The sequence below is a fragment of the Brevibacterium sp. CBA3109 genome (genome assembly GCF_040256645.1).
GTDB lineage: Bacteria > Actinomycetota > Actinomycetes > Actinomycetales > Brevibacteriaceae > Brevibacterium > Brevibacterium koreense.
In genome coordinates, this window is the sequence record NZ_CP158281.1 from 3,515,274 (window position 1) to 3,541,059 (window position 25,786).

The 25,786-nt window shown below is 64.1% G+C and carries 20 protein-coding genes and 1 pseudogene; 2 read left to right on the forward strand and 19 right to left on the reverse strand.

Going from position 1 to position 25,786, the window contains the following annotated elements:
• Nucleotides 1–13 precede the first annotated feature (13 nt).
• Together AAFP32_RS16010 and AAFP32_RS16015 are read right to left on the reverse strand one after the other, a co-directional pair.
• Nucleotides 14–844, reverse strand: a complete 831-nt coding sequence (locus tag AAFP32_RS16010) for an ABC transporter permease (RefSeq protein WP_350269971.1) — start codon at nucleotides 842–844, stop codon at nucleotides 14–16.
• A gap of 1 nt (nucleotide 845) precedes the next feature.
• Nucleotides 846–1,847 (reverse strand): ABC transporter ATP-binding protein, encoded by a 1,002-nt coding sequence (locus AAFP32_RS16015; protein ID WP_350269972.1) that lies wholly within the window; start codon nucleotides 1,845–1,847, stop codon nucleotides 846–848.
• 187 nt (nucleotides 1,848–2,034) lie between these two features.
• Here AAFP32_RS16015 and AAFP32_RS16020 point away from each other — a divergent pair, with 187 nt between their 5' ends.
• The gene (locus tag AAFP32_RS16020; RefSeq protein WP_350269973.1) at nucleotides 2,035–2,610 is read left to right on the forward strand and encodes a GNAT family protein; all 576 of its coding nucleotides are present in this window, start codon (nucleotides 2,035–2,037) and stop codon (nucleotides 2,608–2,610) included.
• 19 nt (nucleotides 2,611–2,629) lie between these two features.
• Here AAFP32_RS16020 and AAFP32_RS16025 read toward each other — a convergent pair whose 3' ends face one another.
• The 17 genes and pseudogenes from AAFP32_RS16025 to AAFP32_RS16105 all read right to left on the reverse strand — a co-directional run bounded on the left by AAFP32_RS16025 (nucleotide 2,630) and on the right by AAFP32_RS16105 (nucleotide 24,211).
• Nucleotides 2,630–3,865, reverse strand: coding sequence for an MFS transporter (locus tag AAFP32_RS16025; RefSeq protein ID WP_350269974.1), 1,236 nt, complete (start codon nucleotides 3,863–3,865; stop codon nucleotides 2,630–2,632).
• A gap of 57 nt (nucleotides 3,866–3,922) precedes the next feature.
• Entirely contained in the window at nucleotides 3,923–5,311 is a 1,389-nt protein-coding gene (locus AAFP32_RS16030) for an amidase (RefSeq protein WP_350269975.1), read from the reverse strand.
• A 14-nt stretch (nucleotides 5,312–5,325) separates the two neighbouring features.
• Nucleotides 5,326–6,006 carry a carbon monoxide dehydrogenase subunit G gene (locus AAFP32_RS16035; RefSeq protein WP_350269976.1) on the reverse strand — a complete coding sequence of 227 codons (681 nt, stop codon included), beginning with the start codon at nucleotides 6,004–6,006 and terminating at the stop codon, nucleotides 5,326–5,328.
• Nucleotides 6,007–6,035: 29 nt separating this feature from the next.
• Nucleotides 6,036–8,426 carry an aerobic carbon-monoxide dehydrogenase large subunit gene (cutA, locus tag AAFP32_RS16040; protein WP_350269977.1) on the reverse strand — a complete coding sequence of 797 codons (2,391 nt, stop codon included), beginning with the start codon at nucleotides 8,424–8,426 and terminating at the stop codon, nucleotides 6,036–6,038.
• The gene (locus AAFP32_RS16045; protein ID WP_350269978.1) at nucleotides 8,423–8,932 is read right to left on the reverse strand and encodes a (2Fe-2S)-binding protein; all 510 of its coding nucleotides are present in this window, start codon (nucleotides 8,930–8,932) and stop codon (nucleotides 8,423–8,425) included. Before AAFP32_RS16045 ends, cutA begins: the two co-directional genes overlap by 4 nt.
• Nucleotides 8,929–9,867, reverse strand: coding sequence for an FAD binding domain-containing protein (locus AAFP32_RS16050; protein ID WP_350269979.1), 939 nt, complete (start codon nucleotides 9,865–9,867; stop codon nucleotides 8,929–8,931). Before AAFP32_RS16050 ends, AAFP32_RS16045 begins: the two co-directional genes overlap by 4 nt.
• Before the next feature lie 4 nt (nucleotides 9,868–9,871).
• Nucleotides 9,872–11,347, reverse strand: a complete 1,476-nt coding sequence (locus AAFP32_RS16055) for a uracil-xanthine permease family protein (RefSeq protein WP_350269980.1) — start codon at nucleotides 11,345–11,347, stop codon at nucleotides 9,872–9,874.
• Between the two features lie 191 nt (nucleotides 11,348–11,538).
• The gene (locus tag AAFP32_RS16060; RefSeq protein ID WP_350269981.1) at nucleotides 11,539–13,275 is read right to left on the reverse strand and encodes a PucR family transcriptional regulator; all 1,737 of its coding nucleotides are present in this window, start codon (nucleotides 13,273–13,275) and stop codon (nucleotides 11,539–11,541) included.
• A gap of 72 nt (nucleotides 13,276–13,347) precedes the next feature.
• Nucleotides 13,348–14,481: an XdhC/CoxI family protein gene (locus AAFP32_RS16065; protein ID WP_350269982.1), complete on the reverse strand. Its 1,134-nt coding sequence runs from the start codon at nucleotides 14,479–14,481 to the stop codon at nucleotides 13,348–13,350.
• The gene (locus AAFP32_RS16070) at nucleotides 14,478–15,632 is read right to left on the reverse strand and encodes a VWA domain-containing protein (RefSeq protein ID WP_350269983.1); all 1,155 of its coding nucleotides are present in this window, start codon (nucleotides 15,630–15,632) and stop codon (nucleotides 14,478–14,480) included. The genes AAFP32_RS16065 and AAFP32_RS16070 overlap by 4 nt, the downstream gene beginning before the upstream one ends.
• Nucleotides 15,620–16,567: a MoxR family ATPase gene (locus tag AAFP32_RS16075; RefSeq protein ID WP_350269984.1), complete on the reverse strand. Its 948-nt coding sequence runs from the start codon at nucleotides 16,565–16,567 to the stop codon at nucleotides 15,620–15,622. The genes AAFP32_RS16070 and AAFP32_RS16075 overlap by 13 nt, the downstream gene beginning before the upstream one ends.
• 141 nt (nucleotides 16,568–16,708) lie before the next feature.
• Nucleotides 16,709–18,778, reverse strand: a complete 2,070-nt coding sequence (locus AAFP32_RS16080; RefSeq protein ID WP_350269985.1) for a hydantoinase B/oxoprolinase family protein — start codon at nucleotides 18,776–18,778, stop codon at nucleotides 16,709–16,711.
• Entirely contained in the window at nucleotides 18,775–20,904 is a 2,130-nt protein-coding gene (locus AAFP32_RS16085; RefSeq protein WP_350269986.1) for a hydantoinase/oxoprolinase family protein, read from the reverse strand. Before AAFP32_RS16085 ends, AAFP32_RS16080 begins: the two co-directional genes overlap by 4 nt.
• Before the next feature lie 123 nt (nucleotides 20,905–21,027).
• Complete coding sequence (locus tag AAFP32_RS16090) at nucleotides 21,028–21,894, reverse strand: SDR family oxidoreductase (RefSeq protein WP_350269987.1); 867 nt, start codon at nucleotides 21,892–21,894, stop codon at nucleotides 21,028–21,030.
• A gap of 13 nt (nucleotides 21,895–21,907) precedes the next feature.
• Nucleotides 21,908–22,546, reverse strand: coding sequence for a nucleotidyltransferase family protein (locus AAFP32_RS16095; RefSeq protein ID WP_350269988.1), 639 nt, complete (start codon nucleotides 22,544–22,546; stop codon nucleotides 21,908–21,910).
• Between the two features lie 82 nt (nucleotides 22,547–22,628).
• Complete coding sequence (locus AAFP32_RS16100) at nucleotides 22,629–23,363, reverse strand: ABC transporter permease (RefSeq protein ID WP_350269989.1); 735 nt, start codon at nucleotides 23,361–23,363, stop codon at nucleotides 22,629–22,631.
• Nucleotides 23,360–24,211, reverse strand: a pseudogene (locus AAFP32_RS16105) (ABC transporter ATP-binding protein). The gene AAFP32_RS16100 and the pseudogene AAFP32_RS16105 overlap by 4 nt, the downstream one beginning before the upstream one ends.
• 196 nt (nucleotides 24,212–24,407) lie before the next feature.
• Here AAFP32_RS16105 and AAFP32_RS16110 point away from each other — a divergent pair.
• The gene (locus AAFP32_RS16110) at nucleotides 24,408–25,676 is read left to right on the forward strand and encodes a pyridoxal phosphate-dependent aminotransferase (RefSeq protein ID WP_350269991.1); all 1,269 of its coding nucleotides are present in this window, start codon (nucleotides 24,408–24,410) and stop codon (nucleotides 25,674–25,676) included.
• Nucleotides 25,677–25,786 lie beyond the last annotated feature (110 nt).

Sequence of the window (25,786 nt, forward strand, 5' to 3'; positions counted from 1 at the left end):
GCCGATCTGCTGTTCACACGCGGGCTGTGTCTCTGCGCAGGGCCCAGACGGATCCTCCGATGAAGATGACCAGCCAGACGATGACGTTGACGATTGCCCATTGATCGTATCCGCCGCCGAGGGGTGCGCGGGCGATTTCGCCGGCTCCGTAGGCGGGGGTGAAACGCGCGATCGTCTGCAGCGCATCGGGCCAGACTGCGAGCGGAACGAAGAGTCCGCCGATGAGTGAAAGGACTGCGAGGGCGAGGCTCGAGACCTGGAGCGCGTTCTCGGCGGGCAGCAGGTAGCCGAGCATGACCCCGAAGGCGCCGAAGACCGCCGAGGTGAGGATGACGAGGAGTCCGCACACGAGCATCGTGACCACCGGAGCGTGGACGCCGGTGACTGCGGTGAGGACGAAGACGACCGCGACCGACAGGGCACCGAGCGCCATTGAGACGATCACTTTCGTCGCGATGTAAGCAGCAGGGCGCAGGGGTGTCAGCGCCAGCTGTCTGCTCCAACCCAGGGCGCGTTCGACCGCCACCTGTGCACCGCTGGTCGTCGTGGACACCATGCCTCCGTAGGTTGCCAGGGACACCGAGATGTAGAGAGCGGCGTCGGTGCTGCCGAGCATCTGTCCTCTGTTGGTCAATCCGAAGATCAGGTAGAAGAAGCCGGGCATGATCAGGGTGAAGATGAGCGTGCGCCTGTTGCGCAGTTTGCGCATCAGTTCGAGCCGCAGAAGGGTCCAGGAGAATCTGCCGAAGCGGGGTGTCCGACGCTCGCTGAGGGAGTCGAGGAACTGTGTGGTGTTGATCGGTGTCGGCGAGGTGGAAGCTGTCGGCGAGGTGGCGGCAGACATGTCATGCCCCTTTCGAGGTCAGGCTGATGAAGGCATCTTCGAGTGAGTGGGAGGAGATTTCGAGGTCGGTGCAGGCATTGTCCAACAGGGCTCGAGCGGCAGCGTCGGAATCCGTGGTCCGCATCTTCAGCCGCCGGCCCTGGGCCTCGACGGATTCGACTCCGGCCAAACCGCCAAGCAGGTTGAGGAGTGCTGTGCCACCGGTGTCCGCAGACCGATCCGAGGCACCGATCGCCTCGGCAAGATTGGGGTGATCGGCGTCGTCGAGGGGCAGGGTCGCGCTCACGGTCTTCGCCGAGGCCATCGATCGGATCTCATGCGCCGGCCCGTCGGCGACGATTCGGCCGTTCGCCACGAGGATCACCCGGTCGGCGAACTCGTCGGCCTCCTCGAGGTAGTGCGTGGCGAAGAGGATCGTCTTGCCCTGCAACGCGTCGGCGCGCATCTCATGCCAGAAGTCTCGGCGGCCGATGACGTCCATGCCCGTGGTGGGTTCGTCGAGCACGATGAGGGCCGGATCCGGCAGGAGTGCCATAGCGAACCGCAGTCGCTGCTTCTGTCCGCCCGAGCATTTCTTGACGGTCGACTTCGCGATGTCCGTGATGCCGGCACGGGCGAGGACGACATCGACATCGAGCGAGGAGGCGAAGATCGCCGAGGTGTACTCCACCGTCTCGGCCACGGTGAGGTCGTCGAGAAGTCCGCCGGTCTGCATGACCGAGCTGACCAGCCCCCGGCTGACCGCCTGACGCGGCGTCATACCGAATACCTCGACCGATCCTGTGGTCGGCTGGGAGAGTCCGAGGAGCATGTCGATCGTCGTGGTCTTTCCCGCCCCGTTGGGGCCGAGGAAGGCAACGACCTCACCCGGACGGATGCTCAGGTCGATGTCATCAACTGCCGTGAGGTCGCCGAAGCGCTTGGTCAGGTGATCGAGGACGACTGCGGAGGGGATCGTGCCCTGTGCGTCTGTGCTGTGCGGTGCTGTCATCTGTGTGCTCATGACTTCAGATTAGGAAGATGCGGGCAATGGCGATGATGCCATTTGTCACTACCTGCGGCGGCTGTTGTCGGCCGCCGTCTCGAACCCTGCGTTGGGCAGCCTTGAGCGCAGCATCTGATGCTTCTACAGGAAACTCCGGGTGTTCATGTCTTCCGCTGACCCTGCGCCGCATGGTTGGCTGGAGACTATGGACCGCCTGTCTCTGCCGTTGACCACCGATCGCCTGCGCCTACGCACGTATCGAGAGTCCGACGCGCAGGCCCACCTTCCGATCCTCTCCCGCGAAGACGTCTCCCAGTTCCTCCTCGAGGATCCATGGACCGCCGAGGTGGCTCGGACCGAAATCGCCAAACGCATCCCCAGGACCGGGCTCGAGACCGAATCCCGCGCTTTGGCCCTGGTCATCGAGACCGCCGATGGGCTCGACTCGATCGAGGGATCACGAGTTCTCGGCGACATCGCACTCTGGTTCGACGGCGACAACGATTCGAAGGCCGAGATCGGCTGGATACTCGACCCCGCCGCCAGCGGGCATGGTTTCGCCACCGAAGCAGCCATCGCCGTGCTCAACGTCGCCTTCGACCATTACGGCCTGCACCGCGTCTTCGCGCAGATGGATGCCCGGAACACCGCCTCGGCGAAGATGGCCGTACGACTGGGCATGCGACAGGAAGCCCACCTGCGCCAAGACTGGTGGTCGAAGAACGAATGGACGGACACGCTCATCTTCGGAATGCTGCGCAGCGACCGTCAGGTGACGTGAACAGCGCTGACGACTGTGATCAACCGTCGATGCCGTCCGCCCCTCGGCTCCGGTTGCTCCACTGCCGCAGTCCGAGGAGACAGAGACAGGAGACGAGCGTCGTGGCGACGGCGAAGGCGATAGTCGAGGCGACGAGTCCCGTAAGCAGAGCGAGCGCACCGACACCGATGATCGGCGCCGACATAGCCAGGTAGGCCAGGATGAAGTAGGAGGTCGTTACGGCCGTTCGATTCCGGACCTCGGTGACGGCGGTGATGGCCCGCATGCCCGTTGTGAAGAGGAAACCCTGCCCGGCCCCGCCGAGGATAGCCGAGACGACGAGCAGCAGCGTCGAACCCGTCAGCAGTGCGATCGACAAGGAGGCCATACAGGCGATCTGGATGAGCCCACCGCACAGAACGAGGGTCCGATCGGCCAAGCCCTGGAACAGCAGCTGACAGGCAGCGGAGGCACCGAACAGCGTGAACACGACCGTGCCGATGACGGCCGAAGAATCGATGCCGAGAGTCTGCTGCATGAAGCTCGGAGCGACGGCCGAATACAGTCCGGCAATCGCGAAGCTCGCCACGGCGCCCGGCACCGCACGGAGGAATACGGCACGGGATTCGGGCGGGATGGCAGGCAGCTGGAGACGCAGGGAATGCGACCGGGAGAGCGCGCTCTCCTTCACTCCCAGGAGCGCTGCTCCCGCGAGCAGGAGGAGACACGCATGGACGAGAAACGGTGTGAACAGCGGCCGGGGCAGTGCCTCGGCGACTATTCCGGACATCAGATTGCCCAGGCCGAGCCCACCGATATTGGCCGCCGTCGCCAGCGAGGTCGCCAGCCGACGACGGCCGGGTGGAGCGTTCTCCAGCACCGCGACCGTGCCGGTAGCGGTGAAGATGCCTGCTGCGATTCCGGACATGACCCGGCCTGTGTAGAGCAGACCGAGGTGATCGCCGAACAGAAAGAGCAGGGCCGAGACTAGTGAGACGATGACACCGGCGGCCAACAGCGGCTTCCGGCCCCAAGCCTCGGAGAGCCTGCCGAAGAAGACGAGCGCGACGATGACGGCCCCGGCATAGATCGAGAAGAGCAGAGTCGTCTGCGTGCTGCCGAAACCGAACTCGACCTGATAGCGCGGATAGAGCGGCGTCGGCAAGGTGGTGCCGATCATCACGACCGCGAACACATAGGTCGTCGCAGCCAGCGTCCACCCGGTTCCCCTCTTCTTGCCCTCTGGCTCGAGTTCGGCGGATGCGCTGCGTTTCATCTCTGGTGCCCCGTTAAGCACCGACCACTGTCTCTCCTCATAAGACCGGCTCGTCCCTCACAGTTCAGGATGGCGCTGTCCGTGTCCGGTGACCGCTTCGAAACAGCGAGCAACATGAAGCACAGTGGCATCGCCGCCCACCGGTCCGATGATCTGCAGCCCGATCGGCAGCCCCATGGAGCTGAAGCCGGCGGGAACGCTCATCGCCGGGCACCCCGTGGCGGAAAAGAGCGTCGTCGAGCCGATCCAGGCCATATAGTCCTGAATCGGCCGCGAGTTGATCATAGTCGGGTAGTCCTCGTCTGCGGAGAACGGCAGCACCTGCGAGGTCGTGGTGATGAGGACGTCATGAGTGGAGAAATAGTCGTTCATTGCCGACCACAGTTGCGCGCGTGCCCGGTCGAAGTCGAAGAGATCGGTCGCCGTGAGCGCGAGACCGGCATCGACATCGGCTTGGAGAGAGGCCTTGAGATGGCCAGGATGTGCCGCGTTGACGTCCCGTAGGTTCGCCGCGAACTCATAGGCTCTGGCCGTGCGGAACACATCTCGGGCCGCGCTGAGGTCCGGCAGGGACTCGCTGAGCCGAGCACCGAGGCCGGCAAACACCTGCTCCGCAGCCGACACCACGTCCTTGACCTCCGCTTCGAGTTCGAGGAGACCGGCGAGGTCGGGGGAGAACCCGACGACGATTCCGCTCAGATTCGAGGCCTCACCTCGGCGCGAGACGAAGTTCGCTGAGTTCGCCAGTTCAGAACCGCTGCACAGCTCCATTAGCCAGGCGACGTCATCGACGCTACGAGCCATAAAGCCGGGCTGGCCCAGCCACTGCCAAGGATCCTCGGGAAAGGTTCGGGGGATCCACCCGTGGGAGGGTCGGAGTCCGACGATGTTATTGAATGAGGCCGGCAGTCGCAGTGAGCCACCGGCGTCCGTTCCATCTCCGGCGGACTGGATGCCACAGGCGATGGCCGCGGCCGCGCCGCCAGATGATCCGGCGGCGGAGCGCGTGGTGTCATAGGGGTTCTTCGTCGTTCCGAACACGCGGTTGGAGGTATGTGCCCCTGCCGCGAATTCGGGCACATTCGATTTGCCCGTCGAGATCACCCCCGCCGCCTGCAGTCGGGCAATGACGGTGCTGGTCCGCTGCGGAACATGGTCTGCGAAGAGTTCGCTGCCGTAGGTCGTGCGCATGCCTGCGGTGTCGTGCGTGTCCTTGTGCGTCATCGGAACGCCGAGGAGCGCGGGCAGATTCTCACCACCCGCCAAGCGTCGTTTGTCCGCGTCCTGGGCGGCCTCGAGGGCGCGCTCGGGTTGGATCGTGACGATTGCATTGATGGCCGGATTGATCTCAGCGATGCGGTCGAGGTGCGCGGTCACAAGCTCGACGCTGCTGAGCTCGCGGCTGTTGAGTGCGGCGGCCTGCTCGGACAGGGTCATCCAGGTCATGGCCTCTTGGGCCGTCAACGTCGACCGCCCAAGAGGCCGAGGCATACGCCGAGCAGCGCTGCGCCCGCGCCGACGGCGGCTCCGGCAAGGAAGCCCTCGCCACAGAGCCGAGGATTCCCTGTCGCACAGCCGGCGACGGGAGCCGCAAGATTCCCAGGGGCAGCTGCAGCGGCCGTCACCGGAGCACTCGTGCCTGCGACTGCCCCCGTCTCTACTGCCTCGGCAGCAGTACTGACCGCGTTCGCTGTGGGAACCCCGTCCCGGATGGCCGCATCAATATCGGCGAAGAACTTCTTCGCGATGCGCTTGGCAACTCCGCCGAGCATCCGCTGACCGACTCCCCCGATTGGCCCACCGAGCACGGCATTGGCTTCCCAGATGATGTCGCTGCCGCTGTTTTCTCCCGGCGTCAGCGCCACAGAGATGTCGGCGCCGATCGTTCCCGGCCCTCCCGCTCCCTTGGCGCTGAGCATAAACGAAGTGTCCGGGACCTCCTCGGAGAACGAGACGGTGCCTTTGTATGTGCCCTTGATAGCGGCGACGCCCATGGTGAGGACGACGTCGAAGGTGCTCTCACCGGTTCGGGTGAAGCTCTCGACTCCCGGGATCGTCGCGGCGAGAATCTTCTCATCGTGGAAGGCGGCATATGCCGTCGCCGGATCGGCGGTCATGGTGGCCGTGGAGGAAATAAGCATGAGGATCGGTCCTTAGTGATCGGTTGGGTTCAGTGGGAGCGTGCGACGTCACCCTCGGCGTGAGCCGCTCGCATATGCCACAGCGTCGAGGGGTCCAATGGCATCGACCGGATGGGTATCCCCTCGGCGTCCTCGATCGCCGAGGCGATAGCGGAGGCAGTGGGAATCGTTCCTGCTTCGCCGGCTCCCTTGATACCCAGCGGATTGAGCGGGCTTGGTGTCTCGAGATGGTCGGTTTCGATGTGCGGGATCTCGGAGGCGAAGGGCATGAGGAAGTCCATGAACGAAGCGTTGAGCAGCTGACCATCGGTGTCATAGGCCATCTTCTCGTAGAGAGCCCCGCCGACTCCCTGGGCTACTCCGCCGTGCACCTGTCCCTCGACGACGAGCGGGTTGACCATCGGTCCGCAATCGTGGATGACACAGTAGCGCAGGATCTTGATGTCCGCGGTCTCCGGATCGGTCTCGACGATCGCAGCGTGCATGCCGTTGGCGACGGTCGAGCGCAGCGGCGAAAAAAACTCCTGTTCTTCGAGACCCGGCTGCTCGCCCGGTTTGATCGATGGCTCGTCCGCGGGCGATTCACGAGCAAACGCCGTTGCCGCACGGGCGCTCTCGTCGAAGGCGTAGCGCAGTGGGTTCGACAGCACGGATACCGCGGCCAGCGGCATCGATGCGCTGACATCGCCCTTGACCTGGACCAGGCCCTCGACGATCTCGAGGTCATCGGGGTCCGCCTCGAGGGACTCGCCGGCGATCCGCAGCGCCTTCTCACGCACTTTCTTCGCGGTGAGATGGAGCGCGTTGCCGGCCATGACAGCGCCACGCGAACCCCAGGTGCCCACCGAGTAGGGCAGTTTGCGGGTATCGCCGGTGTTGACCTGGACCGAGTCGATAGGAACTCCCAGCTCATCGGCGACGATCTGAGCGAACACCGTCGCATGTGCCTGTCCGTGGGTGGTCAGACCGGTCCAGACGTTAACCCGACCGGATGACTCGACCTCGATGTGGCCACCCTCGTAAGGTCCGGCGCCAGTGCTCTCGATGTAGCAGGCCAGGCCGATACCGACTTGTCGGCCCTCGCTGCGCGCCTGCTCACGGTAAGACTCGAATTCGTCCCAGCCGACTAGTGCCTTGAGCTTGTCGAGGGAGGTGACGAAGTCTCCGGAATCAATGCAGCCTTCGGCTCCGTCTTGCATCCGCAACCCCATGGGATGCGGAAATTCGCGGACGAAGTTCCGCAGACGCACCTCGGCGCGGTCGAGGCCCAATTCGGCGGCGATTGCGTCCATCGTCCTCTCCATCATGAACACCGCATGCGCACGGCCCGCGCCGCGGTATGGGGTGACCATGACGGTGTTCGTGTACAGCGACCAGTACTCGACGCGGAATGACGGGATCACATATGGACCCATGATGTGCGTGGACGTGTTGAGCGGAACGATCACGCCATAGGGAAGATAGGCGCCGTTGTCGTGCCAGAACTTCACATCGAGACCGTGGATCCGCCCCTCATCATCGAAGCCGACCTTCACCCACTGGGTCTGCGCCCGCTCATGGGCGGAGGAGATGAAGTGCTCACGGCGGTCCTCCGTCCATTTGACCGTGGCCTCGAGCGCACGCGCCGCGCAGGCCACGGCGAGTTCTTCCGGCCAGGGGTGATTGATCTTCACACCGAAGGCCCCACCGACGTCGGGGGTGATGACCTCGACCTTGGTCAGCGGGATTTCGAGTTTGGCTGCGAGCACGGCACGCAGACCGGTGCTCGTCTGCGTCGAGGAGTACACCTCCAGACTGCCTTCGCCCGGATCCCACGTCGCCACGACACCTTTGCCCTCCATGGGCATGCATGCGCTGCGCTCGAATTCGAGGTCGAGTTCGAGGACATGGGGTGCGCTGTCCAGGCCGGAATCGACGTCGCCGACGTTCTGCACGATATGCGCGGCAACGTTGTCCTCCATCCCTTCATGGACTATCCGCGATCCTTCGCGGGCCTGCTCGACGCCGACGACCGGGTCGCAGAAGTTGTACTCGACGTCGATTAAGTTCGCGGCGTCTTCGGCAATATAGCGGTTCTCGGCGACGACCATGACGATGGGCTCGCCGACGAAATTCACGTGATCCTTGGCCAGGGCGTACCCGGTGTGCGGGGCGACGATCGACGGGTTCGGGATGAGCATCGGGAGTCGTTCGGCGGCGTGACCGGGCAGGTCCTCGTGCGTCCATACTGCGATGACGCCTGCGACGTCGAGGGCTCCGGTGACGTCGATATCGAGGATGTCCGCGTGGGCATGCGGGCTGCGCACAAATGCTGCGGCGATCGCGGAGCCGGAGACGTCGTCGACGTAGCGTCCGTGGCCGGTGAGTAAGCGCGGGTCCTCACGGCGGGTGATCTTCTGACCGAACAGGCGGGTAGTCATTGCCGTGCCCCCTCAGCTCGCAGCTCGGCGGCTCGCTGGACTGCGGCGACGATGTTCTGATATCCGGTGCAGCGACAGAGGTTGCCGGACACAGCCTCCCTCGCCTCCTCCTCGGTGGGTTTCGGGTTCTCGTCTATATAGGCGTCAATCGTCGTGACGAAGCCGGGAGTGCAGAAGCCGCACTGGAGTCCGTGGCAGTCGATGAACGCCTGCTGCACATCGGACGGGTTCTCGGGATCATTGCCGACACCCTCGACGGTCTTCACCTCATGACCTTGGGCCGTCACGGCGAACATGAGGCAAGAGCGCACCGGTTCTCCGTCGAGCTGCACCGTGCAGGATCCGCACACTCCGTGCTCGCAGCCCACATGGGTGCCGGTCAGTCCCAGATCCTGCCGCAGCACGTCAGACAGCAGCTTCCGGTCGGGGACCTCGAGAGCGTGCAGGGTGTCATTGACTGTGAGTCGGATGGTCGATGTCGGTTCGGTGCCGATGGCCTCGGTCATACTCGCCTTCTCTCAGTATCGGTTCCAGTCATCCGACTGTCGGTATTCCGGCCTTGAGCGCTGTCAGTGCGGCACAGGCGTCTGAACAGTCTGGAGGTGATCACTCCTGTGAGGTGCCGCCGGTAGTCCGCAGTTGCGTGGATGTCACCGCCAGGATCAATGAAGTCGCGCACCGCGTCGACGACCGTGTCTGCCACCTCGGACGCATCGCGAAGGTGGGCGCCGGAGACGGCCTCGCCGAGGTTGAGAACCTCTGGCACGTCGGTGACGGAGATAAAGCCGCAGTGCAACCCCTTCACTGTCGCTCCCTCGACGTCGAGGATCATCCCCACTCCTGCGAGGCCGTAGTCCCCGCTGCGCCGTGCGAGCTCGTCGAAGCCGGCGCGGGATCCTGCGGGCAGCGCAGGGAAGGTCGCGCGGGTGATGAGTTCATCGGATTCGAGGGAGGTCTCCAAGGGACCGATGTTGAGTTCCTCGGCGCTCAGAGTCCTCTGGCCACGCGTGCTGCGCACTTCGACCCGACCGCCGGTGAGCGCAAGAATCATGGGTATCTCACCGTTGGGATCAGCGTGGGCGATCGAGCCGACGGTCGTCCCTCTGTTGCGGATCGCTGGGTGCGCGACGAAACTCAGAGCCTCGCCGAGGATGGGGTTGGCCACCGCAACTTCCTCGGAGCGTTCGACCTGTCGGTGCGTCACCGTGGCGCCCACCGTGATCTCCGCCCGCCCCTCGGCACCGGCGACGCTGAGCTCGTCGAGTCCGGATACCGCGGTGATGTCGATGAGATCGCTGGGAGCGGCGAGCCGCATATTCAGCACAGGGACGAGGCTCTGGCCACCGGCAAGCACCTTGCCTGAGGCAGCGTGCTCGCTCAGCAGGTCGAGAGTCTCGTCAATTGTCGTCGGGCGGTGTATCCGCAAGGGGGATGGCTTCATCGTCTCATTCGCTCGATTCCGGATCGCGACGTCCACGGTCACGTTCCACAGTGTCGGCAACCCGTCCTTGGTGCCCTTCTTGGCCGACAGTCAGATTTGCTCCGCCGGCTCCAGCATCGGATTCGACTCGCATGTCAGCAGGCGCCAACCAACGGGCAACATGGTACATGACCAGCATCGATATCGTTCCCAAGGCGATTCCTGAGAGCACGAAGTCTTTGCTGAAGACGAGGCTCACATCGCCGATGGCAATGATGAGCCCCGCGGAGACCGGCACAATGTTGAGCGGGTTGGCGAAGTCCACGCGATTCTCGATCCAGATCTTCGCGCCCAGCATTCCGATCATGCCGTAGAGGACGACGGTGATGCCGCCAAGGACGCCCCCGGGGACCGCCGAGATGAGCGCCCCGAACTTCGGTGAGAGTCCGAAGACGATCGCCACCAGTGCGGCGACCCAGTAAGCGGCCGTCGAGTACACTCTCGTCGCTGCCATCACACCGATGTTCTCTGCGTAGGTCGTGGTCGGAGACCCGCCGACCGAAGTGGCGACGACGGTGGCGACACCGTCTCCGATGACGGCCCGGCCCATGTACTTGTCGAGTCGTTCACCCGTCATCTCCTCCACTGCCTTGACGTGGCCGACGTTCTCAGCGACAAGGGCGATGATGCCCGGAAGCATCACGATGATGGCCGCAGCATTGAAGACGGGAAGGTGGACCCCGACGACTCCTGCCGCGGTGTCTGTCAGCGGTGGGAATCCGATCCACGGGGCTGCCTCAACACCGGAGAAGTCGACTCGGAAGTGCGTCGTCACCTCACCGGCAGTCGCGCTGAAGGAGGTGATCTCTCCGAAGACCCGGTCGAAGACCCAGGACAACACGTAGCCGAGCACGAGGCCCAAGAAGACAGCGATCCGCCCGAGAAAGCCACGCACCCACACGGAGACGAACACAATGAAGACCATGACGATGATGGCGATCCACTGGTCCTGCGGCCAGTAGGTGCTCGCCACGACCGGGGCAAGGTTGAAGCCGATGAGCATGACGACACCGCCCGTGACCACAGGGGGAAGCACCTTCAGCAGCGCCGCGGAGCCGATGTAGTGGATGAATGTGCCGACGAGCGCGAGAATCACGCCCGAAACCATGATGGCCCCGGTCACCTCGGCGGGGGAGCCGCCTTGTGCGGTGACGGCTGTAACGCCTCCGACGAAAGCAGCAGAGGTGCCGACATAACTGGGCACCTTACCCTTGACGATGAGCAGGAAGATGATGGTGCCCACGCCTGACATCATCACGGCAAGCTGTGGGTTGAGGCCCATAATGATCGGGAAGACGAAGGTCGCACCGAACATCGCGACGACGTGCTGGACGCCGAACCCGACGGTCCTGCCCCAGCTGAGACGCTCGCTCGGGGCGACGGCGCCCCCTGGTTCTATGGTCTTGCCGTCTCCGTGCAGCGTCCAGGAAAACATCGACATGTGACTCTCCTCGTCGTTGAGAATGGTCGGCTCCGATCCAACATTCGGAGTGGAACGGCCACCCGAATCGATGTCTGCACAGCTGCGGATCACTCCGACTCAGACACCGACTCTATTGGGCGCACGAGTCCTGCATCACGTCACTTTCTGCCAAAGAACCGCATGAGCCTTCGGCAGTTTTAGCTAATCAATCAGGGTAGCTTGACGATCTGCAGGGCGAGCGCCAGCGAGAGCCGTAGGTCGGGGTCCTGGGTGAACGGTCCGACCATCTGCTCGAGCTTCCCAATCCGGTATCGCAGGGTGTTGTAGTGGAAGAACAGGGCACGCGCCGTCTCCGCAACGTTGAGATTGTGGTCGAGCAGCTTCTGCAGAGTCTCGCGCAGACCCGCATACTCATCCTTGGCATCGGTGGCCAGCGGACCGAGGACCTCTTCGGCGAAATTACGCAGCTCCGTCTGCTCCCCTACCTGGAGCAGAAGACGATAGACACCCAGCGAGTCGTAGTGCCGCAGTCCCTGCCCTCGGGCGAGCCGGCGGCCGACCTCGAGAGCCCGCATGGCTTCCTGATAGGCAGGTGCCAGTCGTGAGACCCCTTCGGCGGGGCGGGAGATCCCGACGGAGAACTCGCGTCTGCCGCCTCCTCCGTACCCGCGCACCGAGGAGACGAACTCTTCCAACCTGCGAATGATCTTCTCCCGAGGTTCCGCAGCCAGGAGCACGATAACTTGATCGCCCGAGCCGACGACGGCCGCACTCGGATCGAATTGAGAGACGGCCTTTGTCCAGGCGTCGGCGAACAGCGTCTGCATCGTGCGTTTGTTCCGCGCATCAGTGGAATCGGCATCAGAGTCGACCTCGGCGACGGCAACACTGATCGGCCGGTCGAGGTCCCACCCCAGCGAATGCGCATGGGACAGCACCCGGTCAGTCGAGGCGATGTGGCCACGCAGCACCTCGAGGACGAAGTCCGTGCGGTACTTGCTTTCGACTGCGGTGATCGCCTGCTCGCGCGTGATGACGAGCGCGGCGGCAGCCGCAGCCTGTTCGAGCAGACGAAAGTCGCCTGCTCGCATAGCCTGAGTGCCGAAGGCGACGATTCGGCCGAGGCTCTGGGTGGGAGGCAGGGTCTCGGGTGCGGGTCTCCTGCCGCCTTCGATGACGACGTTTCCCCAGCTGAGTTCCTCGACAGCCTCGGAATGCCGACTGCGTCCGGCAGGTTCGTCCTCGACGCGGAACCGTCCTGATCGGTCGAAGCATTTGAGGCCGAGGACATCCGCTGGGGAGGTTCCCTCATCGGCCGTGCGCAGGCATCTCACGCGGCCGTCGAGTGTCGTCACTACGGCGGCCACCCCCGTCCACTGCACCAGCGTCCGGCACACGTCCGCCAGATCGCCACCGCCGACCACGACGTCAACGAGCTCACGCATCGAGGCCTCTGTCCGGGCGATGACCTTGGCCCGTCTGTCGAGATTGCCGGTGAGCACCTCCTGCATGATCTCGTCGAATCCCACATCCTCGCCGAGGTGGATGAGCGGGAGTCCCAGGGAGTCCGCTGCCGCCAAGGCCGACTCGGGGATCTGTTCGAGGTAGCGTCCCGTTTTGATGCCGATTGCCGCCAGCCCGTGCTGGTCGAGGGTCTCCAGCAGACCCGCGAGGCTTTCGGGACGTTCGCGGATCGGATAGGCGGTGGTGAGCAGCAGTTCCCCGGGCTTGACCCAGGGCAGGATGTCCGGAACCTCCATGACGTTCGACATCTCCACGGCTCGGTCGAGACCCTCGGTACCGGCGAGAAGTCTCGCCCCGCGCATGCTGGGCAGTCTGAGGACATCGGCGACTGTGAGGGATTCGGAGGAGAAGCCGTGGGCCTGAGCACCAGAGATTGTCAATTCCTGCTGGCCAGAGCCGGAATCCTTGGCATCATTTGACATGCATTGACGATAACAGGGCACGATACTCTGCCGTAATGAGGTCTCGGTCCGTGGCTCTGCCTACCAAGGCCTTCAACGGTGGATCTGCCCGGTAGTGGCGCTCAGCGAGGCCCCGGTGGCCTTGGATCCATCGGCCAGTACCTCGGCGAGAATCGAGATCGCGGTCGCCTCTGGCGACCTGGCACCGAGATCGAGGCCGATCGGACCGTGGATCCGGGCAATCTCCTCATCACTCGCCCCGGCTTCACGCAGGGCATCGGTGCGCTGAGCGTGGGTGCGTCGACTGCCCAAGGCCCCCACAAACCCGACCGCCGAGCGGACAGCTTCGAGAAGGACGGGAACGTCGAACTTGAGATCGTGGGTGAGCACCGCGACCACGGTCGAGGCCTCCACCCGACCGGCCTCCACCTCGGCGGCGAAATAGCGATGTGGCCAGCTGATCACGACCTCATGAGCGGCCGGGAAGCGCTCGGCGGTGGTGAAGACCTTCCTCGCGTCACAGACGGTCACCCGATAGCCGAGGAAGCGCCCGAGCTCCGCCAGGGCCGCGGCATAGTCGATCGCGCCGAAGATGAGCAGTCGCGGCGGGGGCGTCGATGTCGTAACGAAGATGCGGGTGCCCGCGCCGAGACGACGACCGGTGTCATCGAACTCGAGGATCCCGGTGGCCCCGGTGGCGATCATCGCCTGGGCATCCGTGGCGATGTGCACAGTGAGCCGTGCATGTCCGAAGTCCCCGTGCGTGGTCCCTTCCCCATCAAGGGCCAGGCTGCGGCTGGGCCCTCTCAGGCCGCTGCCGTCCTCCTCGGTCCGGCCAGGCAGTTCGAGGGCGAGCGCCGCAGCCTGCGAAGCTGCCACCGCTTCAAGATAGGTCCGCAGCTCGGAGGCACCGGCCGCTTCGCTGATGGGGGTGACGAGGACATCGATCTGACCCCCGCAGGCGAGACCGACTGCGAAGGCCTCCGCATCGCTCGTCCCGTAGTGCGCTGAAGCCGCACGACCGGTTGTGAGTACATCGAGGGCGAGTTCGTGCACGGCTGATTCGACGCATCCACCCGAGAGACTGCCGATGACCTCGCCGTCGGCGGAGACAGCCATCATCGCGCCTGCCGGCCGCGGTGCCGATGACCAAGTCTTGGTGACCACTGCGAGAGCGAAGTCCTGTTCAGCCGAGATCCAGCCCAAGATCGATTCGGCTTCGTTCATGCCCGGACCTCCTGTCCGGATACGACGGTGGACACCGCGGCTGCACGCGTGGAAGTGGTGGCCGTGCCATGAGCCGTGGTTCGTAAGGCGATCGTCCTTGCTACCGTTTGCCACTGGGCGACGGTCGTCGCCGGAAGCACCGTCTCGGTATGTCCGGCGGCAACTGACAGTCCCCGCGTGCGCGGCTGAAACCCCGGCCGACCGGCGCGCGGATTCACCCACAGGAAACGGTGGCTGAGTCTGGCCAGGCGCGCACACGCGCGCTCCAGCTCCGCACAATCCCCGTGCTCCCAACCGTCGCTGATGACAACGAGAACGCTGCCGCGGACCAGGTCCTTTGTACGCCCGGTGAGCAGCTCCACCAAAGAGTCGCCGAGGCGGGTCCCGCCTCCTGCGTCGAGGACCTCTCCCAGCCCGCCGGTCGCCCCGCCTCTTCCGGGTCGTGTTCCCGAGGTGGTGATCGCACCATCGACTCTGGTCAACCGGGTACCGGCGGTGAAGCAGCGGGCTCCCAACGTCTCGGCGCCGCGGCCGAGGAAACGCAACACGGACTCTCGCCACGGAGTCATCGACGCGGACACGTCGGCGACAAGCGTGACAGGGCGCCGACGGTAGAGGTTCCGTCTCCGTGGGATTGACGAGATCTCCTCGGAGCGGATGAGCTGGCGCAGGACTCGACGGGTGTCGACCACGCCTGTGTGCCCGGTCCGACTTCTATACGCGGCACCCCGGGGAGGCCGGAAGACGAGACCGTCGATGAGAGCCGTCGCCTCAGCACTGCCCTCGAGCCCCAGGTCGAGGTGGAGCAGGTGTTCGGAGCGGCTGGCCTCGGTGATCTCGGACGCCTCGGCTCCTCCGGCGCTCTCGGTACTGACTTCGGGGCGCGGGATGACAACCTCGATGCCGGGATCCTCTGATCTGCGGGTCTGGGAGAGTCCGAAGGTCGAGTCGAAGATAGCATCATGGATTCGCAGATGACCGTGCTGGGTACAGGTGAGTGCCTGGGAAGCGGCTCGTATCTGCACCGGATCGAGGGGGTCGAGCTCGGCCGCGGCCCTGATGAGCGAACGCACTGCTTCGGGATCTGCGGGCAGGCCCGCAGCCCGCAATCGGGCGCCCAAGCGGACGAGCATCTCCGTCAGGCTCGCCACTGCCCACCGTCCCCAGTTATGTTCAGGTCTGAACCAGCCACATTCAGGATCGACCGGGCGGGTGCAAGATCGTCTGCGTCCTTGAGGACGGCGGAAAGGGTGGCCGCGATCGATGGTTCATCGAACTCGTCGAGGCCGAGGACGCACAGAGCGCGCAACCAATCGATGGCTTCGGCCGTGCCGGGAGGTTTGAGCAGATCTGCCCCGCGCAGACGATTGGCGGCATCCACGACGGCTTCTCGTATGGACTCCTCCGCGTCCGGGACGTGCAGGGCCAGGATTCGCGACTCTGCCTCGGCGTCGGGCTGGTCGAACCATTGGTAGAGGCAGCGCCGGCGCAGCGCATCGTGGAGATCGCGGGTGCGGTTCGAGGTGAGGATGACCAGGGGCGGAGTCTCGGTCGAGATCGTGCCGAGTTCGGGTACAGTGACCGACCAGTCGGCGAGGGCTTCGAGCAGCAGGGCGTCGAATTCATCACCTGCACGGTCGACCTCATCGATGAGCAGCACGGGTCTCGGATCCGTAGGACCCAGGTCCTGGGAGTCCTCGATGGCGCGCAGGATCGGGCGGGCGAGGAGGAACGTCCGGTCGTGGAGTTCGTCGTCGAGGCGGAGCGAGTCAATGCGCTCACCTGCTGAAGCCGAGGCCGCCTCGATGGTTCTCACGTGAAGAATCTGCTTCGCGAAGTCCCAGTCATAGAGGGCCTGGCTGGCCTCGAGGCCGTCGTGGCACTGCAGGCGGATAAGAGGCCCGCCTGAGGCGCGGGCAAGTGCCCGGGCAAGGCTCGTCTTTCCCACACCTGGGGCGCCCTCGCTCAGCAGCGGTTTGCCGAGACGGTGGGCGAGCACGCAGGTAGTCGCCAGTTCGGGCGTGACGATGTATCCCACCCGCGCCAGCGCTTGTGCCAGAGAACGGGGATTCTCGAATATCGTCATGGCGCCATCGCCTCCTCCCGAGTTGAGTCTACTGATCGATCGAGGTCACCACGGTACCCACCTTCCCGGACGAAGATTGTTCACCGCGGTGCCGGTCGCCCCCGTCGCCGCCGAGGGCAACGGAGGCGACGACGAGGACTCTCACAACCAGTCGACTTCCGCAGCCGAAGATCCGTCAAAGGAAAGCTGTGCATAACCGGGTCCGCGGTCGAAGAAGGGCTCGTTCGCATCGCGCTGCGCACGCATCTGCGTCCGCATCGCTTCCGTCGCCGCTGCGTCAATCTGTGCACCGACCACACCAGCTGCGGGAGCGCCGACGCTGGCATTCCGATCGGCGGTGACGACGACTCCGTAGGACTCACGGGCGCCGTCGATGCTCACCTTCCCCCAACTCACATCGCGCAGAACTTCGTCGGTTGGGCGTTCGAGGGGGTCTCCCCAACCTCCGCCGCCGGTGGTGCGGATGCGCACCACCTCTCCGGCACGGATATCCACCGCGTCGGCGAGCGCATCGATCTCGCGTTCGTTCGCACCGCCGGGTTCGATGGTCACCTGGAAAGATTTTCCGGCCTTTCCGCCCTTGACACCCCAGCAGGCGAGGATGGAGCGGTCGGCGATCGACATGAAGTGCCCGTCCTTGAGCATTCGAATGTGCTTCTCGTAACCGAGGCCGCCGCGGAACCGTCCCGCGCCACCCGAGTCGACGGCCAGGCCGAGGCGCTCAACCCTGAACGGGAAGCGGGATTCTGTGAACTCGGTCGGCAGATTGCGGGAATCCGGGACAACGTGGATCGTGTCTTCGCCATCGGAGTAGTAACGGCCGCCGGAGCCTCCGCCGAGGACCTCACGCATGAGGTAGTCCTTGCCGTCGCGGTCCTTCCCGTAGACGCCTGTGTAGCGGATCGTCTCCTGATCGGCGGGCATGCGTCCGTCCACCGACTTCGCGACCACACCGGCGAGGACACCGAGGAGGCGCAGGATGACGAAGGTTCGAGCATTCGTCGGACCAGGGAATTCGGGGGTGAGCAGCGTGCCCTTCTCCGGGAATCGCATCTCGATGAGCGGAACGATACCCTCGTTGACGTCGAGCTCAGCCATCCGACCCGGAGTGTCGGCAAGGTTGCGCAGGATGGGGGCCAACCACTTCTTGAGGAAGTTTCCGCCTACATAGTCACCGCAGTGGTTGATCGGGCCAGCAGCTTGCGCGGCGGTTCCCGTGAAGTCGATGATGAGCCTCGGGCCGTCGTCGGGCCCCCCGGTCTCCGTCTTCGTCAGCGTGATGCGCTGAGTGTGAAGCATTGGGTCGGAGACTCCGTCGTGCTCCGCGTAGTCCTCCCAGACGTACTGGCCCTCGGGAATTTTCGACAGGATCTCGCGCCGATAGATCTCGGTGGAGTTCTGCAGGATCGTGTCGAAAGCGGTCTCGACGGTTTCGACTCCGTAGCGGGTGAAGAGTTCAGACAGCCGACGCGCGCCCATGAGGCACGCCGAGCATTCGGCGTCGAGGTCGGCTGAGAGAGAGTCGGGCATCCGCGAGTTGCGGGACATGATCCGCAGCGCTGACTTGTTCGGCTTGCCTTCGGACCAGAGTTTGATCGGAGGGATCATGAGCCCCTCTTCGAATACACTCGTCGCACCGGAGGGCATCGATCCCGGGCAGGCACCGCCGATGTCGTCGTGGTGGCCGAATGCCTGCACGAAGCACACGACTCGGCCTTCGGCGAAAACGGGCACGGTCACACACATGTCCGGAAGGTGGCCGATTCCTCCTTCGGATTCGTAGACGTCGTTGTGGAAGAAGACATCACCTTCGCGCATCTCCTCAATGGGGAAGTCGCGGACGATGGGGTGGACCAGCGCGGAGTACGAACGTCCAGTGAGCTTGCGCAGCTGACGATCGTGGATTCCCGCACGGAAGTCGTGGGCGTCGCGAATCATCGGCGAACGAGAGGTTCTCGAGATCGCGGTCTCAACCTCCATCTCCACACTGGCGAGGGTGCCTTCGACTATTTCCACGATGATCGGATCCACGCTCGATCCGGCCACGGTAAGGCGGTTGCCGTGCTCATAAGCAGTGGGGAGGCCCGCTGGGTTGATCGGCGAGGCGGCGATGTAGTCCTTGAGTTCCTGACCGATCAGGGGTTGGGTGCGAAGCATCGATCCCGAATCGACGACTGGTGCTCCTGCACTCGTTTCAGCTGTGGTGGTCATTTGCTGTCCTCCTGACCAGTGGTGCGGGTGATGATGATGTTTGCGGCACCGTCGATGCGAGCGGTGAACCCGGGATGGAGCGGCGCGGTGGAGCCGAACTCCTCAATGATCGCCGGACCGGCGATCTCGTCACCGTTGAGCAGGCTCTCTCTCCAGAAGACCGGGGTGTCGACGAAGCCGTCGGCGGCATCGAAGCACACGGGGCGGTTGCTGGTTTTGGCTCTCTCGTCGAGGGGAGGCGCGCCCGCTGCGGATTCGATATGACGGGTCTCCGGACGGGTGATCGGTCCGATTCCAGACACGCGGAGGTTGACCCATTCGACGAACTGGTCGTCCTTATCGGCGAAGTCGTAGCCGTAGAGCTGACGATGCTCGGCGTGGAACGCCCTCGTCACTTCGTCGGCCCAGTCTCTCGTGATCGGACCCGAGGGAGCGGGAACGCGGACTTCGAAGGCCTGGCCGAAGTAGCGCAGGTCCACCGAGCGGTCGAACTGGTGGGCGGACGCAGGGAAGCCTTCGCCGTCCAGTGCTGTTGCGGCGCGATCGGTCAATCCTGCGAAGAGGTCGGCAACCTCGGCGATGTCGAGGCGATCGTCACGGCTGACATTCGTCTGGACATAGTCATTCTTCACATCGACAGTGAGGAGGCCGAAGGCAGAGACGTTGCCAGGGTTGTCAGGCACGACAACACCAGCGAGGTCGAGGACGTCGACGAGGGTGCAGGCGAGCAGCGAGCCCGACCCGCCAAAGGTCGTGAGCATGAAATCTCGGACGTCGAGTCCGCGCTGGACGGAGATCTGGCGCAGGGCGTTTGCCTGGTTCCAAGCGGAGATCTCAAGGATCCCGGTCGCCGCCTTTTCTGCAGAGAGTCCGAGGCGCTTCGCGATCTCGTCGATGCCGGACTTCGCCGCATCGACGTCGAGTGGTATCTCCCCGCCGAGGAGGTGGGGAGGGATTCGTCCCAGAAACACGTGAGCGTCGGTGATCGTCGGTTCGGTGCCGCCATTGCCGTAGCAAATGGGCCCCGGGTCTGCGCCCGCGGACTGGGGTCCCACCTTGAGCTGACCTTCAGGGGTCGTCCACGCGATTGAGCCGCCGCCGGCACCGACGGTGACAACGTCGATCATCGGGATCTTCGAGGGATACACCCCGACGGTACCTTCGGTGGTCAGTGCCGGTTCGCCGTCGATGACCACGGTGACATCCGTCGAGGTGCCTCCACCATCACAGGTGAGGACCTTGTCGAATCCGGCTTCCTGCGCGATGAGTCCGGCTCCCAAGGCACCGGCGGCGGGGCCGGAGAGCACGGTGGTGATCGGTTGGTGGACAACCTCTTCAGCGGAGAGGACTCCGCCGTTGGACTTCATGATGTAGAACGGCAGCGCGGAGCCCTCTGCGACTCCGGTATAGGTATCCAGGCGCTCGTGGATGTTGCGCACATAGTTCGAGACCTTCGGCTTGACGGCGGCGTCGACGAGCGTGGTCATCGACCGTTCGTATTCACGATATTCCCGCAGCACCTCCGAGCTCAGAGACACCGTCGCCTCAGGGTGGATCTCGGTGAGGATCTCGCGCATCTTCTGCTCATGAGCGGGATTGGCATAGGAGTGAAGAAGGTTCACGCCGAGGGTCATGACGTCCTGGTCTTTGAACCACTGGGCAACCTCGCGCGCCTGCGTTTCGTCGAAGGGGCGAACTTCGCCGCCTTCGAAGTCGAGGCGGCCCGACACGGTCTTGACGAGATCGGCTGGGACGATGCGCTCAGGTTTGACCCAGAAATAGGAGTTTCCGTAACCGTCGGGCACGGCCTGACGGGCAATCTCGAGGACGAATTCGTATCCCTCGGTGGTGATGAAGCCGAGGCGATCGAGTTTGCCCTCGAGCAGCTGGTTCGTCGCGACGGTCGTGCCATGGCTGACGGCGCTGATGTGCTCTGCAGAGACTGAGTCCCCGAGCATGTCGAGGACCTTGTCGATGCCGTTGATGAAGCCGTCGGCAGGGTTGGACGGCGTCGAAGGCGTTTTCGTCGTCGTCAGTGTGCCGGTGGATTCGTCGAATGCGACGATGTCCGTAAATGTTCCGCCGGTATCGATGCCAATGCGGATCCGTGGAGCGTGGGGCGACATCTTTGTCCTTCCAGGTCGCGTGGGATTTGTCACCATCTTGCCCGGTGACCACGCTCGCTGAACCAGCAAGAGCTGACAAACACAGCGGAGTTTGTTGGCGAAAGTTAACAACACGAAGTATTGCTAGCCGCGACTACCTGGGAAATCCTCGTCGAAGTTGCCCGCGTGGATACCGGAGAGCTCATCGGCGAGCACCTCCTCGACGCTGCGCGCCGCCCGACCGAGGATCGCCGGGATCCCAACCGAACCGCAGGGCAGTCCATAGCGGTCGTAGTAGTCGAACATCGCGGTGAGCCACTCGCGTTCGCGGGCGTCGAGGCCGGCGTCAGCTCCTTTCCCTTCCTGCGCTGCCGCCCAGACGTCCGGGGTGGTCACCTTCAGCGCCACCTCGGCGCCGAGGGCCCGCTCCGCGGCCCGGGCCACATCACGGATGCTCACGAGCTGCGGTCCGCCGAGTTCAAGACTCGCGCCGAGGTGGTCCTCCGTGGTCAGCAAGCGAGCAGCCGCCTCGCCGACATCGGCCAGGCCAATGAACCCGAATGGGGCATCCGGGTCATAAGCGACGCTGATCACCGGGTCGCTCCCCCGCAGTCCAGGCAGGAGATTGTCGACATAAGCGCAGGGCTGGACGATCGTGAATGGCAGCTTGCTCCTGCGCACCCTGTCCTCGGACTCAGCCTTCGCGAGGTGGTGCGGCATCGAGGGAGCGTGCGGTGCAGCAACCGAGTGATAGACGATCCGTTCAACACCGGTGGTGCGGCAGGCGTCGAGAAGCATCTCAATGAAGCCGAGTTCGTCGCTGTGCAGGTTGGGAGCCATGAGGTAGGCGGCATGGGAGCCTTGCAGTGCAACGATGGGGTCGGCCAGTTCAGCCCGCCCTAGGAGGACGGGTTCATCGCCGGTGGCTCTCACAGCTGCGGCGATCGCGCGGCCGGTTTTGCCGGTGCCGGAGACGATAGCGATTCTGCGCGTCGGTGTAGTTACGTTCACAATCCGATTCCGTTCAAGAGTGGATTCCGTTCAGGTGCAGTCCGCGGCGGGCCGCCGCTTCGGGGGTGTCGACGTCGAAGTGCCCGTCGAGTTCGGGTGGCAGCAGATCTGCGCATTCGATGTCGCTGACCTCATGGCGTCGCAGCATGACGCGCAGGCCCTCGTCCCCGGATGCGGAGTCGATCGCCTCAGCGAAGTACTCGCGTCCGATTGCGACTGGGTGACCCGGCCTCGAATGCCAGTGGGCACGGGCGAGGGCATCGGGGTTTATCGCATCGACCAGACGCCCATAGGCCTCGGCCGGAATATCGGGCAGGTCGAGCAGAGAGACGACGGCTCCCGAGGTTGTGTGCGGCACGGCCCGCAGTCCGGCGTTCAAGGAGGTGCTCAGCCCATCGGTGTGGTTCGGATTCTCAACGATCCTCACCCCCGCGGGTACCAGTCGGGAGGCTTCCGCGAGGGCGGGGCCGAGCACGACGATGATGCTCGCGCTGAGACCGCGTGATTCGGCTGCCGCTGTCATGCGCTCGACCTGTCGGGTGAGCAACGAGGTGCCGTCCGCGTAGCGCAACAGAGCCTTCGGTCCGCCCATGCGCGTGCCGTTACCGGCCGCCAACAGAATCAGACCAGGTGCCCTGCTCGCCTCACTCATGTGATCAGGCTCTCACCACTTGGGCCAGTGTGCCAGTTTAGATCGCCGCGAAATCAGCAGTCCATTCTCACCCCACCCAGTCTCAGCCAGTCCGACGCCGCAGGGTCAGCGAGCCGACGACGATCGCACCGACGATCCAGCAGCCGATGAAGAACACCCGCGGCCAGATGTAGCCCGTGTCCTCATCGCCCGTCGCGACCGCAGTCAGTGCATCTATGGCGTGCGACAACGGCATCCAGTCACCGATCGTCTCGAGCACGTTCGGCAGCTGGTCGCGGGGAAGGAAGATGCCGCCGAGCAGAATCTGGGGGAATACGACGACCGGCATGAACTGCACGACCTGGAACTCGGTGCGCGCGAAGGCACTGGCGAGAAGCCCGAGCGAGGTACCGAGCAGGGCATCGGCGATGGCGACGACGAAGAGGAGCCACACGGATCCATCGATCTCGAGACCGCAGACCAGCGTGGCATAGGTGACGGCAACGGCTGTCTGGGCCACGGCGAGGATGCCGAAGGCCAGGGTGTATCCGAGAATGAAGTCTCCGCGTCCCAACGGCATCGAGAGCAGCCGTTCGAGTGTGCCGCTGCGACGTTCGCGCAAGGTCGAGATGCTCGCGACGAGGAACATCACGATGAAGGGGAACAGTGCGAGCATTGCCGGACCGATCCTGTCGAATACCGGCGTTTCGTCGAAGATCCAGGCGACGAGTCCGATGAGGAGGCTGGGTACGACGAGCAGCAGTGCGATGGTCCGCGGATCGTTGCGGATCTGCAGCAGCACCCGTGCTGCCGTTGCCAGTGTGCGTGTGGGAGTCATCTCGTGTCTTTCGAATCGCCTCGACCTCGCGAGCTCGGCGAAGCCGAAGCCAGGATCCTGTTCGCACCGGCCTTCGTCTGCTTAGCCGAACGCGGCTTCTTCGGCCCGTTCGTCGTCCTCGTCGAAGCCGTCCGGGCGATGTCAGACTCGATGAGGCGCAGGAAGGCGTCCTCAGCGGAGGTCGCACCTGTGGTTGTGAGAAGCTCGTCCGGCGTGATGTCGGCGATCACCGCACCTTCACGCATGAGCAGCAGGCGGTCGCACCGCGTGGCCTCGTCCATGACGTGGCTCGAGACCAGCAGGGTAGTGCCATCATCGGCCAGCTGCCGGAAGATGCCCCACAGCTCGGCTCTCAGCACCGGGTCGAGACCGACGGTGGGCTCGTCGAGGACGAGAACTTCGGGTGAGCCGAGCATTGCGGCAGCCAGTGACACACGGTTCGCCTGTCCGCCCGAGAGAGTTCGGGCCAGCTGCCCAGTCTGTCCGCCCAGATCGGTGCGCTCGATGACGCGATCGACATCGGAGCTCGGCGCACCCTGCACCCGTGCGAATTAGCGCAGGTTCTGCCGGACAGTGAGATCATCGTAGATGCTGACCGACTGTGTCATGTACCCCACTCGTCGACGCAACGGAGCGGTTCCGGCAGCTTCGCCGAGCACGGTGACTCTTCCACCCGCCACGATCTGCACGCCGACGATTGCCCGCATGAGAGTCGTCTTGCCGCTGCCGCTGGGGCCGAGGAGCCCGACGACCGCACCACGCGGGACCGTCAGTTCCAGTCCATCGATCACGGTGTTCTTCCCGCGACGGATCTTCAGACCCTGAGTCTCGATCGCATTACCCGTCATATATGGAATGAGACGCCTTATCGCACCGCTCGTCAAGAGGTTCCCGAGCAAAGTCGCAGTCATCTCAGACGCCAAAGGTCTGGCGAACAGTCCGCACACCCGGCCAAAGGTTCACGAAACGGGCCTCTGTTTGGTCAGAACCACCTCGGCGAGGGTCATAACGTGGGTAGAGCAAACGTCGGAGTGAAAGGTTCACATGTACAGGCAGTCGTCGAAACTGGCCAACGTCCTCTATGACATTCGGGGACCCGTCCTCGAAGAGGCCGAGGCGATGGAGGCCAAGGGCCACACCATCCTCAAGCTCAACATCGGCAACCCCGCTCCCTTCGGATTCGAAGCGCCCGAGGCGATCGTGCACGACATGGTCAAGCAGCTACCCATCGCGCAGGGCTATTCGGATTCCCGTGGAATCCTGTCCGGTCGGCGGGCTGTGGTCCAGTATTACGAGACTTGTGGCATCCACAATCTGGACACCTCCGAGGTATTCCTGGGCAACGGAGTCAGCGAACTCATCACCTTGTCCCTGCAGGCACTGTGCAATCCCGGCGACGAGATCCTCGTTCCCAGCCCGGACTACCCACTGTGGACGGCCTCGGTAGCCCTGGCCGGCGGCACGCCGAAACACTACGTCTGCGACGAAGCCACCGCCTGGCAGCCCGACCTCGACGATCTCGAGTCGAAGATCACCGAGAACACCCGCGGCATCGTCGTCATCAACCCGAACAATCCCACTGGGGCCGTCTATTCGCGTGAGACTCTGACGAAGATCGTCGACATCGCCCGTCGCCACGGCCTCATCATCTTCGCCGACGAGATCTACGAGAAGATCACCTATGACGGCGTTGAAATGGTCAACATGGCCACACTCACCGGCGACGATGTGCTGTGCCTGACCTATTCCGGACTGTCGAAGGCCTACCGAATCGCCGGATATCGCGCCGGCTGGCTGGCCATCACCGGACCGCTGGCCGAGGCGAAGAGCTACCTCGAGGGCATCAAACTCCTGGCCAATATGCGCATGTGTGCGAATGTCCCGGCCCAACATGCAATCCAAGCGGCCCTGGGCGGGAAGCAGTCGATCGAAGACCTCGTTCTCCCGCAGGGGCGATTGGGTGCACAGATGGATCTCGCGCATCAGGGCCTGAACTCCATCGACGGTGTCTCCGCACACCGTGCTGACGGAGCCCTCTACATGTTTGCGAAGCTCGACGTCGAGAAGTTCGGGATCACCGACGATGAGCAATTCGCTCTCGATCTGCTGCGCGAACAGAAGATCCTCGTCTCCCACGGCTCAGCCTTCAACTGGTCACGCCCGGACCACTTCCGGCTCGTCACCCTGCCCTCGGTCGAGGTCTTGGACGAATCGATCACCCGCCTCGGCGAGTTCCTCTCCGGATACGAACAGAAGGCCAGCAGCACCTGCGAACTGCCGACCGTCAAGGAGATGTCCCCAGCAGCGGGGTGAATCTGCCCAGCTGGGATAATAGCCCCATGACGGAGCGCCGAGGTGACCGAGAAGGCCGCGGACTTCGACTACGGCGCCTGGCACCGGAACTGAACAGTTTCAACCACCGA